Annotated in this window: 10 protein-coding genes; 5 read left to right on the top strand and 5 right to left on the bottom strand. The window is 74.2% G+C overall.

Annotation, left to right across the window (positions count from 1 at the left end; genetic code table 11):
- The first annotated feature begins 90 nt into the window (after positions 1 to 90).
- The 3 genes from ABFX54_RS05140 to ABFX54_RS05130 all read left to right on the top strand — a co-directional run bounded on the left by ABFX54_RS05140 (position 91) and on the right by ABFX54_RS05130 (position 4,717).
- Positions 91 to 3,069, top strand: coding sequence for a hypothetical protein (locus ABFX54_RS05140; protein WP_346101800.1), 2,979 nt, complete (start codon positions 91 to 93; stop codon positions 3,067 to 3,069).
- Between the two features lie 187 nt (positions 3,070 to 3,256).
- Positions 3,257 to 4,270: an aminotransferase class V-fold PLP-dependent enzyme gene (locus ABFX54_RS05135; protein WP_346101798.1), complete on the top strand. Its 1,014-nt coding sequence runs from the start codon at positions 3,257 to 3,259 to the stop codon at positions 4,268 to 4,270.
- A 228-nt stretch (positions 4,271 to 4,498) separates the two neighbouring features.
- Positions 4,499 to 4,717, top strand: coding sequence for a hypothetical protein (locus ABFX54_RS05130; RefSeq protein WP_346101796.1), 219 nt, complete (start codon positions 4,499 to 4,501; stop codon positions 4,715 to 4,717).
- Between the two features lie 86 nt (positions 4,718 to 4,803).
- Here ABFX54_RS05130 and ABFX54_RS05125 read toward each other — a convergent pair whose 3' ends face one another.
- The 4 genes from ABFX54_RS05125 to ABFX54_RS05110 all read right to left on the bottom strand — a co-directional run bounded on the left by ABFX54_RS05125 (position 4,804) and on the right by ABFX54_RS05110 (position 8,538).
- Positions 4,804 to 6,081, bottom strand: a complete 1,278-nt coding sequence (locus ABFX54_RS05125; RefSeq protein ID WP_346101794.1) for a hypothetical protein — start codon at positions 6,079 to 6,081, stop codon at positions 4,804 to 4,806.
- 81 nt (positions 6,082 to 6,162) lie between these two features.
- Positions 6,163 to 6,747, bottom strand: coding sequence for a TetR/AcrR family transcriptional regulator (locus tag ABFX54_RS05120; RefSeq protein ID WP_346101792.1), 585 nt, complete (start codon positions 6,745 to 6,747; stop codon positions 6,163 to 6,165).
- 43 nt (positions 6,748 to 6,790) lie between these two features.
- Positions 6,791 to 7,696 (bottom strand): haloalkane dehalogenase, encoded by a 906-nt coding sequence (locus tag ABFX54_RS05115; RefSeq protein WP_346101790.1) that lies wholly within the window; start codon positions 7,694 to 7,696, stop codon positions 6,791 to 6,793.
- A 23-nt stretch (positions 7,697 to 7,719) separates the two neighbouring features.
- Positions 7,720 to 8,538 (bottom strand): NAD(P)H-binding protein, encoded by an 819-nt coding sequence (locus ABFX54_RS05110; RefSeq protein WP_346101788.1) that lies wholly within the window; start codon positions 8,536 to 8,538, stop codon positions 7,720 to 7,722.
- A gap of 84 nt (positions 8,539 to 8,622) precedes the next feature.
- Here ABFX54_RS05110 and ABFX54_RS05105 point away from each other — a divergent pair, with 84 nt between their 5' ends.
- Entirely contained in the window at positions 8,623 to 9,189 is a 567-nt protein-coding gene (locus ABFX54_RS05105) for a TetR/AcrR family transcriptional regulator (protein ID WP_346101786.1), read from the top strand.
- A gap of 80 nt (positions 9,190 to 9,269) precedes the next feature.
- Here ABFX54_RS05105 and ABFX54_RS05100 read toward each other — a convergent pair whose 3' ends face one another.
- Positions 9,270 to 10,586, bottom strand: a complete 1,317-nt coding sequence (locus ABFX54_RS05100; RefSeq protein WP_346101784.1) for an FAD-binding oxidoreductase — start codon at positions 10,584 to 10,586, stop codon at positions 9,270 to 9,272.
- 145 nt (positions 10,587 to 10,731) lie between these two features.
- On the opposite strand from ABFX54_RS05100, the gene ABFX54_RS05095 reads away from it, so the two are divergent.
- Positions 10,732 to 12,831: ATP-binding protein (locus ABFX54_RS05095; RefSeq protein ID WP_346101782.1), on the top strand; the 2,100-nt coding region annotated here is incomplete at its 3' end.

Raw genomic sequence — 12,831 nt, 5'->3', positions numbered from 1 at the left:
AGCGACGCCGGGAGCCGCACGGGTCATGGGGCTGTTACCGGCACCGGGAGCGGAGCGGGGGCGCGGGTCCGATCTGAGGGTGCGCCGGTCGTGGTGGGTCCCGCCGGGGCCGATCCGGGGCCTGCGGTCGCCGAGCTCGACCGGCTGCTCGCCGCCGAACCCACGGCGGCCGGGGCGGGGGTGGAGCTGTGCCCGGGGTTCGTCTCGGCCCGGCTGGACGGCGCGCGCGGCGACCGGCGGGACGCGGTGCTGGCGGCCGTGCGGGTGCTGGGGCTGGAGGGCCTGCACCGGCTGGGTGAGCGGGCGGGGGTGCTGGTGGCGCTGTTCGGGACGGAGGCGACCAAGCCGGTGGCCGCCGCCGCGAGCCAGGCCATCGCCGACGGCCGCTGGGCCGCCCTCCAGCTCGCCTCGGCGGCCAGCGGGGTGCTGGGCGCCGAGCAACTCGAACGCATCCTGCGCCTCGGCCTGCCCTCCCCCGCGCCGGAGACGAACGCCCCGGCGCTGCCACCCGCCTCGACCCATGGGGCGGACCGACCAAGGGCTGCCGTGGTGGAGCCGGCTTTGGACGCCGCCGCTTCCACCATGGCCGGTCATCTGGAGCGCGTTCTCACCCCGTTCCCCCGCAGGCGCCGTCTCGATCTGCTGCTCGACCTGTGGGAACGGGTGGCGGCCGAGCAGGAGCGCGCCAGGCGTAAGCGGCGGCTGCGGGCCACGCAGGGCAGGCAGAGCAGGCTGGAGGAGCTGACCGCCCGCTACGAGGCCCACGAGGATGAGCTGCTGATCGCGCACATCACCCAGCGGCTGGGCCACGAGCCGTCGCTGGCGGAGGCGGCCCGCTGGTTCCCCGAGCCGTGGGAGCGGGCGGCACTGATGCGGCGCGTCCTGGCCGACGCTCTGGCCGCCACGGTCCTGGTGCGCACCGCCGTGGCGGTGGCCGATCACGGCGTACGCGAGGGCATCGCCCGGTGCGCGGACCAGCTCGTCGCCGCTGCCGCGCTCATGAAGCCGGACGAGGCGGGGCGGGCGGCCCGCCGGGTGCCCGGGCTCGCCGGCCTGCCCGCCAGGCCCGGCTGCTACGTCAGGGACCTGGCCGCCAAACGGCACGACCCGCGCGAACCGTACGTCAGGCAGCGCCTGGCCAGGGCGACCGAGTACGCGGAGGTCGTCATCGAGGCCGTCACCGACCGCGTCCTTGAGGCCCGCCCACAGGCGGGCGCCTGGGCGGGCGCGGGGATGCGCGAGTGGCGGGCCGTCGCCGGCTACACCCCGCAGCGCGACCCCGCCTCGTGGTCGCAGCCGCACCAGGAGGACTCGCGGGCGTCGCTGAGCGAACGGCTGGCGGCCCGGCCCGGCACGGCGGCGGAAGAGGAGGAGACGGCCGGGGACCTGCTCTGGTACGCCGAGCTCGCCGACGCGCTCGCCCAGCTCAACGGCCACGAACGGGCGGAGGTCGACGCCGGCCCCAACTACCCCTACCTCCACTGGGACCCCTTCCCCCGCCCCGACGAGCAGCTCACGCCGCCGATCGAGTCGATCCCGGCGGCGCAGGCCGGGGCGCCGCAGCTGATCTCGTTCGGCGGCCGGCCGCCCCGGCACTGCCGTACCTGGGAGGAGTTGGGGGCGGGGCTGGTCGCCGAGCTCCGGTTCACGGAGGCGTTCACGCGCGACTTCGCGCTGCCCGAGCCGCTGGCGGCGCGCGACGGCACGATCCTGCCCGGTACGCGGTTGCGGGTGGAGTGCGCGCGCGACGCCCGGATGCTCACGCAGTGGTCGGCGTACATGGGGAACTGCATCGGCTCCCCGCACTACGCCGAGGCGGCGGCGCAGGGCGAGTGTGTGCTGCTGGCGCTGCGCCACGAGAACGGCTCGATCGCCGCGAACATCGAGCTCGTCCAGCACACGCGCGGGTGGCGGATCGACGAGTTCCGGGCCAGGTTCAACGCCGATCCGGAGCTCGCGCTGCGGCAGCGCGTACTGGCCTGGGTGGCCGGCCTGCCGGTGCCGGCGCCCACCACACCCGAGCCGCCCGACCGGCTCCCAGGGCCGCGCCCGGCGTCCCGGCATCGGCCGGCGCGGGCGTCTCTCGAGGTGAGCGGCCCCCTGGCGGCGCTCGTGGCGGACGCCATGACGGCCCCTGACGTCGTGGCGGCCCTGAGCACCCTCGATCGCCTGTACGCCGCCCGCGACGGCACGCCCACGAACACCGCCCCTGGATCTCAAGCGCCCACGGGCACCGCCGATGGGTCCAGGGCACCCGCCGGCACCGGTCCGAGGACCCCGGCGGCCGCGACCGCTGCCGCTGGAACCCCGGCGCCGGCGAATGCCGCCCGCAGATCCCAGGAACCGGCCGGCACCGCACACGGATCCCGGGTACTCACGAGCCTCGCCACCGGACGCCAGACACCCGCCGGCACCACCCCCGGGGCCCAGACGCCGGCAGGGCCGGCGGCGCTGCGGCGGCTGTCGGCCGACCGGATCGAGCGAGCTTGCCGGCACGGCCTTCCCGCGACCGGTCTGGTCGCGCTGTGGCGGGCCACCGGTGTGCGTCCCCTGGAACGCGCCTTGGCCGGCCTCGATCCGCGCCTGCGTGACCAGTACGACCGGCTCCCCCTGCTGCTGGCCTACGCCCCGCTTCCCGGCTCGCTGCGCCGGCTGGCCAGGCACGAGGCGATCGCCCCCGCCCGCTCGATGGAGCTGGTGGCCCGCCGGATCCGCGCCGCGCTCGGCCGCCTGGCGCGGGCAGGGGATCCGGTGCTCGCCGACCATGTGGCCCGCCGTGCCGGCACGGCGCCGCTGTGCGCGCTCGTCGTCGCGGTCACCTCCTGGCCGGACGCCGCGCCGCCGACCGTCGCGGTGACGCGGCCGGGCGAGACGGCCGTGCCGGGCTTTCCCCGTACGGACCTGGACGACCCGGACGGGCCATGGCAGCGGGCGTTCCCCGCGGCCGTCGAACTGGGCGCCGACCTCGCCGTCTTCAACGAACGGATCGCCACGGACGGCCTCCGGGTCCCGTCCGCCTGGCTGGGCCGCGGCGGCTGGCCCGCACTGTGGCAACGCGCCGCACGATGACACCGCCAGCGCGCCTCGCTTCGAGCTGGTCCCAAGGACGCCGCACGCTGCCCCGGCCGGCTCCACCCCATCCAGGCTGGTCCCAGGGGCGCCGCACCCTGTGCCCGCCAGGTCCGCCCGCCCCAGACTGATCCCGAACGACGCCACAGCCTGAGGCCGGCGCTTGCGCCCGATCTAGGCTGATCTCATGGACATCACCTCTGCCGCCGGGCTCTGGGACGCTCACCCGGGCTGGCTGAACACCGCCTCCTACGGCCTGCCTCCCCGCCGGGCCTTCGACGATCTGCAGGTCGTGCTGACCGAGTGGCGGCACGGCACCGACTGGCAGCCGTGGGACGCCTCCGTCGGCCGATCGCGTGAGGCCTTCGCGCGTCTCGTCGGCGCCCCTGCCGCGGATGTGAGCGTCGGGGCGAACGTGTCGCAGATCATGTCGATCGTGGCCACGGCGCTGCCGCCCCGGGCCAAGGTGGTCGTCCCCGAGGTCGAGTTCACCAGCAACCTGTTCCCGTGGGCGGTGGCCGCCGACATCGTGACGGTCCCGGCCGACCGGGTGGCCGACGCGATCACCCGCGACACCGCGGCCGTGGCGTTCAGCGTGGTGCAGTCGGCGAGCGGCTACGTGGCGCCGATGGCCGACATCGTGGCGGCCGCGCGGGCCCATGACGCGCTCGTCATCGCCGACGCCTCGCAGGCGTGCGGCTGGCTGCCGGTGGACGTGGCGGGCGTGGACGCGCTGGTGTGCACGGCGTACAAGTGGCTGATGGCGCCGCGCGGGGCGGCGTTCGCCTATCTGTCGCCGCGACTGCGGGAGCGCATGCGCCCGCTGGCCGCCAACTGGTACGCCGGCGCCGACGACGGCGGCTCCTACTACGGGCCGCCCCTGCGCCTGGCCGGCGACGCGCGGGCGTTCGACCTGTCGCCCGCCTGGTTCAGCTTCGTCGGCGCCGCCCCGGCCATCGAGCTGCTGAACGAGCTGGGCGTCGAGCGGGTGCACGAGCACGACGTGGCCCTGGCCAACCGTTTCCGCGCGGGCCTCGGCCTGGAGCCGTCCGACACGGCCATCGTCTCGGTGGACGCCCCGGGCGAGCGGCTGGAGACGGCGGGGATCAGGGCGGCGGTACGGGCCGGCCGGGTGCGCGCCAGTTTCCACGTCTACACGACCGAGGCCGACGTGGACCGCGCGCTCGACGTCCTGACCTGACCTGCGTTTCGCAGAGAACGCCCACGTCAGAGGCGATATTTCACGAAATTTCGAAGCATTCGGGCGCAGGCCGCCCCCGACGATCCCCGGCAACCCGTCAAGGGGATCCGCGCTTGGCGTGTCCGGAAGCGGAACGTAACCGATGGTCACGTTCCGTAGTCATCGTGAGCGGCAAAAAGAACCCATGGAAATCATCGGCCCCTCCGCCACACAGAAGGGCACGCCAGAATGCGCCAGTCAACCCGTATCGGCACCGTAACCCTCGCCGCCGCCCTAGCGCTGTCCGCGCTCGCGGCTCCGGCGGCCGCGTTCGGCCCCATCTCCGTCGACGGCACCGTCAACGCGCTGAACGACACCAAGGTCTGCGCGCCGGGGCTCAAGGCCGCGGGCGTGGGCGTGGAGATACCCATCGCCTCCCCGCAGACCTCGGCCTGTTCACAGAGCTGACGGTCTGAGGGGGCCTGAGGCGCGCGGCCCGCTCCCCCGGGGCGACGCGCCTCAGGCCCCCCTTTTCACCTGGGACGGCCTCACGGTCACAGGCCGTAGCGGCTCTTGAGGTGGCGCCACCAGTCGCGGAACATCCACGCGTCGAACTCCGTGATCGACGACGCGCTGCCCGCCTTCATCAGGAAGCAGCACACGCCGGTCGGGGTCCAGTCGTAGAAGTCGTCCAGCCCGAACGAGTGGCCGATCTCGTGCAGCAGGATGTGCACGTTGTCGGCGTCGAGGTTGGACAGGTAGTACTCGCTGCCGATCCGCTGCCCCCAATCGCCGCCCGCGCCGCCGCCCGCGCCGCCGCCGAAGCCGGCGGTCAGCCAGAGGGACATGTCGTAGTGGTGCGAGGGGCCGCCCGGGCAGTTCGGATAGTTGCCGCTCTGGTTGAAGAAGCGGCCGCAGCGTTCTGCGCACTGCGGGGCGTTCTCCCGGATGTCGTTGACGTAGACGTCCACGGAGTCGTCGCTCCACTGGAGCCGGGCGCGGTCACGGACGGCCCAGCCGGCCACCTTCACCGGCACGCTGCTGTACGGCCAGCCGTTGTGGCCGGTCATCAGGTCCATCCACTTCTTGATCTGGCCGGCCAGTGTGGCGTGGATCCGGTCACGCTGAGCGGCCGTCACGGTGGCGCCGGTGTCCCACCGTACGCAGTAGTTGAGCGAGCCGCCGTTGGCCATGACCTGGTCCAAGCCGTAGTTCCGGAAGCCGTACGGGTCGGGGTAGGTGCTCTCGACGTGCTGCCAGACCTCGTTCAGCGGGGTGACCAGGCCGGTCGGCGGGCTCCAGCCGGTGCCGCCGCCGGGCGGATCGGCGGCCCACGCCTTGATCTCCAGCAGCCCGGCCGACCCCAGCCCGCTCTGCAGGACGACGCCCAGCCGGGTGGTGCTCAGCGCCGTGGCGAAGGCGACCGTGTTGTAGGCGTCCGCGGCGATCGGGTACGTGCCGGGAATGTCGGCGCAGGCGCTGCCGGTCCAGCGCTGCAGCGTCCACGAGGCCGGGACGCGCACGCCGCCGCCGTCGTCGAGGAAGTACACCTCGGCCGACTTGATCGTCTGCGCGGAGGCCCAGGCGAGCTCGGCCCACTGGCTGCCGGTGTTCGGCCAGGTGCCCCAGCGGCGGTTGACGGTGTCGTTCGAGCTCGGCGGGTCGATGCCGTCGTCGACGGCCGCGACGCTCTCCCAGGGGGAGGTGTACGAGGCCGTCGGCGCCGCGTTCCCGGCCACGTAGGCGTCGGCCAGGGCGGGGCGGGCGGGTGACAGGAACCCACAGATGAGCAGGACGGGCAGGATGGCCAGGCGTCCCGTGCGTGCCTTCACGCCGCTCCTCAGTTTCTGCTAGCGCTGACATCCGTGGGTCCCGGCGACGCACCGCTCACCTGCGGAACTTCGGTGAAACTTTCAGGACGGCGCGCGGGCCGGCACCGGGTCGCCCACGAGGTAGTGCTGCACCACCGGCCCGACGTCGCGTACCAGAGTCTCGACGTCGGCGTCGGCCATCGGGGGGAAGCGCAGCACGTACCGGGTCAGGGCCAGGCCGAGCACCTGGCTGCTGACGAGCCCCGCCCGGTGCGCGGCGTCGTCGGCCCCGGTGGCGGCGGCCACGAACGCGGCGATCTGCGTCTCGAACACCTCGCGCATGCGCTCGGCGGCCATGGGGTTCGTGGTGGCCGAGCGCAGCAGCATGATGAGCAGGTCGTCCGCCAGATCGCCTTCCCACCGGGCCAGGAAGTGCCGGACGAGCAGCTCGCCGAGCCGTTCCCTCGACGGCCGCTCGACCATGCCGAGCCGCAGGTCCACGTCCACGGCGGCGCCGAAGAGCCCGGCCTTGCTGCCGTAGTAGCGCATGACCATGGACGGGTCCACGCCGACCATGGTGGCGACCGCCCGGATCGTCATGGCCTCGTAGCCGCGTTCGATGAGCAGTTTCCTGGCGGCGGCCAGGATGGCGGTCCTGGTCGCCGCCGAGCGTTCGGTGAAGGCCATGACAACAAGTGTAGGCCAACAACTGTTGGGTTTTGCCCGCCGCTCACCACCCCCGCTTGGACATCCACTCGCCGACGACCGCCGCGATGACCTCCGGATGGTCCTCGGGGGTGTGGTGACCGGCCACCTCCTCGCGCCGCACGATCTCCAGCGCGGCGATGTTCTCCGCGCACCAGGCGAGGGTTTCCTCCGTCCACATCGTGCCAGGTCCCGGGCGGAAGCCGATCAGCAGTTTCGGCACCTCCGGACTGGCGGCCAGCCACCCGTCGAACGCCTCCACCCTGGCCACCACGTCGGCCGGCTCGCCACCCAGCGGCATCGAGCGGGCCCACCGCAGCAGCGGCAGCCGGCTCTCCCTGGTCGGGTACGGCCGCAGGTAGGCCGCCCGGTCCTGCTCCGACAGCGTGGGAACGGTGACGGGCAGCCCCTCGCGGAGAAAGGCGTTGTCGTCCAGCATCATGGACTCCCCGACGCCGTCGGTCTTGATCGCCCGGAACAGCTCGCGCCCGCCTTCAGGGAACTCCTCCCAGGTCATCGGCTTGACGATGGCCTCGGTGAAGGCGATCCCGCGGACCCGTCCCGGATGGCGGGCGGCCCAGTCGAAGGCCAGGGCGCCGCCCCAGTCGTGCCCGACGAGCACGACGTCGTCGAGGCCGAGGGCGTCGAACCAGGCGTCCAGGTAGCGGGCGTGGTCGGCGAAGGTGTAGCCGATGGCGGGCTTGCCCGACTCCCCCATGCCGATCAGGTCGGGCGCCAGCCGCCGGCCGCGGCCGGCGGCGGGCATGACGTGCCGCCACAGGTGGGAGGAGGTGGGGTTGCCGTGCAGGAAGACGATCGGGTCGCCGTCGCCGAGCTCCCGGTAGGCGATCGTGGAGTCCAGGATCGGCAGGCTGCGCCTGGCAGGGCCGGTCCCATGTGCGGGGATGCCCGCGGTACTGGTGATGCTCATGGTGCTCCCGGTGTCATCGGTGGTCATGGGCGGAAGGCGGCGGCGTTGCGGACGGCCCAGTCGGCGAAGGAGCGCGGGGCGCGGCCCAGGAGGCGCTCCACGTCGAGGCTGACCCGCTGCTCGGCGGCGAGCGGCGTGCCGAGGATGGCCAGGGTGCCCTCGACGACCGGCTCCGGCATGAACCGCAGCATCTCCGCGCGGGCCTGCTCCGGCGTCTGCTCGACGAAGCTCACCGGCGCGCCGATGGCCTGCCCGATCGCCGCGGCCCTGTCGCGCGGGGTGACGGGCGCGGGCCCGGTCAGCTCGTACGTACGCCCGGCGTGCCCGTCCTGCCGCAGCACCAGGGCCGCGACCTCGGCGATGTCGGCCGGATCGACGACCGGCAGCCCCACCCCGGCGAACGGCGCGGCGGCGGTGCGGTGCGCCCGGATCGGCTCGGCCCAGGCCAGGGCGTTGGAGGCGAAGCCGCCCGGCCGCAGGATCGTCCACTCCAGCCCGGACTCGCGCACCGCCCGCTCGAAGGCGGCCGGATGCTCGTACGCCTGCGGCCTCGTCCCCGCCCCCTGGGAGGAGAGCAGGACGACGCGCCTGATGCCGCCCGCCTTGGCGGCGTCCAGGACGGCGCGCGGGTCGGGGCCGGCGACGAGCAGGAACAGCGCGTCGGCGCCGTCGAAGGCGTCCTTCAGCGTCTCCGGGTCCGCGAGGTCGCCGGCGCTGCGCCGGACGCCCTCGGGGAACGTCGCGGGGCGGCGGGAGAGCGCGGTCACCCGCTCGCCGGCCGCGACGAGCTGCCTGACGAGCTCGCCGCCGACGTTGCCGGTGGCGCCTGTCACTACGATCATGAACTGCTCCTGCGAGTTAGTTAGTTGACTGACTTAGATCGAGACCATAGCGAGTCGCCGGGGCGCTTGTCTATAGTGAGTCAGGTGACTAACTCAACCCGGGCGGGGAAGCGGGAACGGCTCGCGGGCGCCGCCGTGCGTGTGCTGCACGAGCAGGGGGTCGAGAAGACGACCCTGGCCGACATCGCGCGCGCGGCCGACGTCCCCGTGGGCAACGTCTACTACTACTTCAAGACGAAGGACCAGCTCATCGAGGCGGCCATCGAGGCGCACGGCCACCACCTGGAGACGATGCTCGACGAGCTGGGCCGGCTCGCCGAGCCCCGGGACCGGCTCAAGGCCCTGCTGCGGGGCTGGATCGGCGAGCGCGTCCTCACCGCCCAGTACGGCTGCCCGACCGGCACCCTCGCCTCCGAGCTGGACAAACGCGACGACGGCCTGGACCGGGCCATCGCCACCGTGATGGCCCGGCTGCTCGCGTGGGTGGAGGAGCAGTTCGCGGCCATGGGACGCGCGGACGCCAAGGAGCTGGCGGTGGCGCTGTTCGCCGCGTACCAGGGGGCGGCCCTGCTGACCAACACCTTCCGCGACCCGGACCTGCTGGCCACGGAGGGAGCTCGCCTGGAACGCTGGATCGACACCCTGACCTGAGCCCGCCCGCGCCCGGACGGGCGGCGGGCGGAGCGGCAGGACGGGGGCGGCCAGGAGGGTCGGTGCGCGCTGTTCTTCGGTCAGCTCAGGACGGGGAAGTTGGCGCGGATCACGCCGTGCGGGTCGCGGGCCCGCTTGATCGCCCGCAGCCGGTCCAGGTCGGGCCCGGTGAAGGCCGCCGCGGCCCGCTCCCCTGCGGCCAGCATCGTGTACGGCTTGCGCCCGCCGACCCGCTCCCCCAGCTCCTCCGCGTAGCGCCGCTGCCTGGCCCCCACGGCCGCGCTCAGCTCCGGGTTGAGCGCGAGGCCGAAGGTGGACAGCAGATACGGCTCGGCCACGGGACCGCTCGGCCCTCCGTCCGGCCGGGCGGCGGCCAGCGCCCCGCCCAGGTGCCTGAGCTGGATGCCGACCACCGGTTCCGCGGGCGTGTCCAGCAGGATCTCCGCCACCGCGTCGTCCAGGCCGGTCAGCAGCTCGGCGCGGGAGCGCGCGGGCGCCGGGTCGGTGGGCTCGGCGGTGACGGCGCCGAGGTCGGCCACGGCGACCGGCCCACGGCTGTCGGAGAGCGCGTCGCCGATCTTGTCGAGCCGGGCGAGCAGCGCCCTGCCGTCGCCCTCCTCGCCGAGGTAGGTCACGTCCAGGGTGACGAGGGGCGGCGCCTGGGGCAGGCGTACCCGGTTGAACCAGACGCTCAGCTCGTCAGGCGCGTCGAAGGTGATCTCGCGGAAGACCTCGAACACCTCCCTGGCCCGCTCGCCTGACCAGACGACCCGCCCCCCGTACAGGGCGGGCGCGGGGTGCAGGTCGAACTCGACCGCGGTGACGACGGCGAAGTCGCCGCCGCCGCCGCGCAGCGCCCAGAACAGCTCGGGGTCCGACTCGGCGGTCACCCGGGCGCGGGCCCCGACGGCGTCGACGACCTCGAAGGCGCGGACGCTGCTGGAGGCGAACCCGTGCTTGCGGCTGAACCAGCTCAGGCCGCCGCCGAGGGTGTAGCCGGTGACGGTGACCGCCGGGCTGCTGCCCGCCAGCCCGGTCAGGCCGTACGGGCTCGCGGCCTGAAGGACGCCGCCCCACGACACGCCGGCTCCCGCGCGGGCGACCCGCGTGTTGGGGTCGATGTGCAGCTCGTCCAGGTGTCCGGTGCGCAGCAGGATCAGGTCGGCGGCGTTGCCCGAGGCGCCGTGCCCGCTGGGCTGGGTGGTCACGGTCAACCCGGCCAGGCGGGCGTAGCGGATCAGCGTGGCCACGTCCTCGGCGTCGGCCGCCTCGACCACAGCCCGTACGGGCTGCTCGACCGCGCGGTTCCAGGGGCGCCGCGCCTGCTCGAACCCCTCGGCCCCGGCGACCAGCACCTTGCCGCGGATCACGCTGCGTAGCTCGTTGTGGAGGATCATGACGCCTTCCTGTCGTCGCCGGTCCGTCGGCGGTTCGTCGTCGATGGCTTCACTGTCGCGGTCGGCGGTTGGGGTCGGACTGGGGTCGAGTTGGGGTCGAGTTGGGGTGCCGTATGGTGGGGTTGCGGATGTTCTGGGGGAGGTCATGGGGGCGGAACTGGAGTTCCGGCTGTTCGGTCCTCTGGAGGTGACCGCGGGCGGACGAGGTGTGCTGGATCTCGGCACGCGCAAGCAGCGGGCCCTGGTGGCGATGCTGGCGCTGGAGCCCGGCCGGGTCGTCTCGCTGGATCGGCTGATCGGGCAGTTGTGGGCCGAGGAGCCTCCCGCCGGAGCCACCCGGACCTTGCAGGCCTACATCGCGCCGCTGCGCCGGGCCCTGGAGCCGGAGCGCCCGCCGCGGACCCCGCCGCAGCTGCTGCTGACCCGGGAGCCGGGGTACCTGCTCGACATCACGCCGGGCCAGGTCGACCTGTGGCGGTTCACCGCCTGGGCGGAGGAGGGCCGGGCGGCGCTGGCCCGCGGAGCGCACGACCGTGCCGTCGAGGTGCTCGAACAGGCCCTCGGCCTGTGGCGGGGGGAACCCTTGGGAGAGTTCGCCGACCACGATTTCGCCCGTCCTGTCATCGCCCAGCTGGTCGAGACCCGGGTCGCGTCCCTGGAGAACAGCTTCGACGCGCGGCTGGTACGGGGGGAGGCCGCCTCCCTGGTCGCGGGGCTGGAAGCGCTCGTGGAGGACGAGCCGTACCGGGAACGGGCCTGGTCCCTGCTGGTCCTCGCGCTCTACCGGGCCGGCCGGCAGGCCGACGCGCTGGCTGCGCTGCGCCGGGTGCGGACCAGGCTCGACGTGGACCTCGGCCTGACGCCGGGACCTGCGCTGCAGAAGCTGGAGAAGGCGGTGTTCGGCCAGTCGCCGGAGTTGCTGCCTCCGGCGCCCGAGCGGGTTCGCGTCGTCCGGCCCGAGGCGGCGCCCGCCGCCCGGCCGGAGCCGGAGCCGGACGAGGACCAGTTGATCGCGCGATCGGCCCACCTCGCGCTGGTGGAGCGGCGGCTGGCCGAGGCGCGGCGCGGGCAGGGCGGCGCCGTCCTCGTCACGGGCGAGGCGGGGATCGGCAAGACCCGCCTCGTCCAGGCCGCCGCCGACCTGGCCGTCGCGCGCGGCTTCCGCGTCGCCTGGGGGCGCTGCGCGGACGGCACCGCACCGGCCTTCTGGCCGTGGACCCAGATCCTGCGCGAGGCCGGTGACCGCTCCGGCCTGCTGTCGGAGCGGGCGCTCGACCCGCGGCACGATCCCGACCTCGCGCTGTTCGGCCTGTACGAGAAGGTGGTGGACGTCCTGTCGGCGGACGAGGCGCCGCTGGTGGTCGTCCTGGACGACCTGCACTGGGCGGACGTGTCCTCCTTGCGGCTGCTGGACTTCGTGGTGGGGGCGGCGGCCCGGCATCGGCTGCTCCTCCTGCTCACCAGCCGGCCCGAGCCCGGCGACCACGCCGACGCGCTGCGCGCCACGATGGCGGTGCTGACCAGGTCCGGCGACCGACTGACGCTGCTGCCGTTCACGGCTGCCGAAGTGGCGTCCTATCTGCGGGCCAGGCGGGTGCCCGACGAGCCGGGCCGGGTGGCCTCCCTGCTGGGCAGGACCGGCGGCAATCCCTTCTACCTGGGGGAGATCCTGCGCCTGCCTGCGGGCGAGGAGGAAGTGCCGAGCGGCGTGCGGAGCGTCATCGGACACCGCGTGGCCCGGCTGCCCGAGGAGACGCGCACCCTGCTGAAGGCGGCCTCGGTCGCCGGGCGCGACGTCGGCGTCGACCTGCTGGAGTCCGTCACCGGCAGCACGGCCGAGCAGGTGATGGCCGCGCTGGACCCGGCCGTCGCGTCCGGGCTGCTGGTCGAACCGCCCGCCGGGCCCGACTACCGGTTCTCGCACGCTCTGGTCCAGGAGGCGCTGTACGCCGGACTCAGCCGGGTCGAACGCGTCCGCCTGCATCTGCGGGTGGGCGAGGCGCTCGAAGCCGTCCTGCCCGAGGCCGAGTCCGCCGCCCTGGCGCACCATTTCGCGAAGGCCGCACGGCTGGGCGGCGCGGACAAGGCCGTGCGGTACGCCGCCCGCGCGGCCCGGCACGCGGCGGGTCAGCTCGCCCACGCGGAGGCCATCGGGTTCTGGCAGCTGGCCCTGTCCGCGCTGCCGCCCGGCCGGGATGCCGAACGCGCCCGCTTCCTCACCGAGCGCGGCCGTGCCGGCCCCGCC

The sequence above is a fragment of the Nonomuraea maheshkhaliensis genome, assembly GCF_039529435.1.
In the GTDB taxonomy this organism is placed as follows: domain Bacteria; phylum Actinomycetota; class Actinomycetes; order Streptosporangiales; family Streptosporangiaceae; genus Nonomuraea; species Nonomuraea maheshkhaliensis.
The sequence above is the reverse complement of the archived record's forward strand: the minus strand, read 5'-3'. Positions and strand labels throughout refer to the sequence as shown.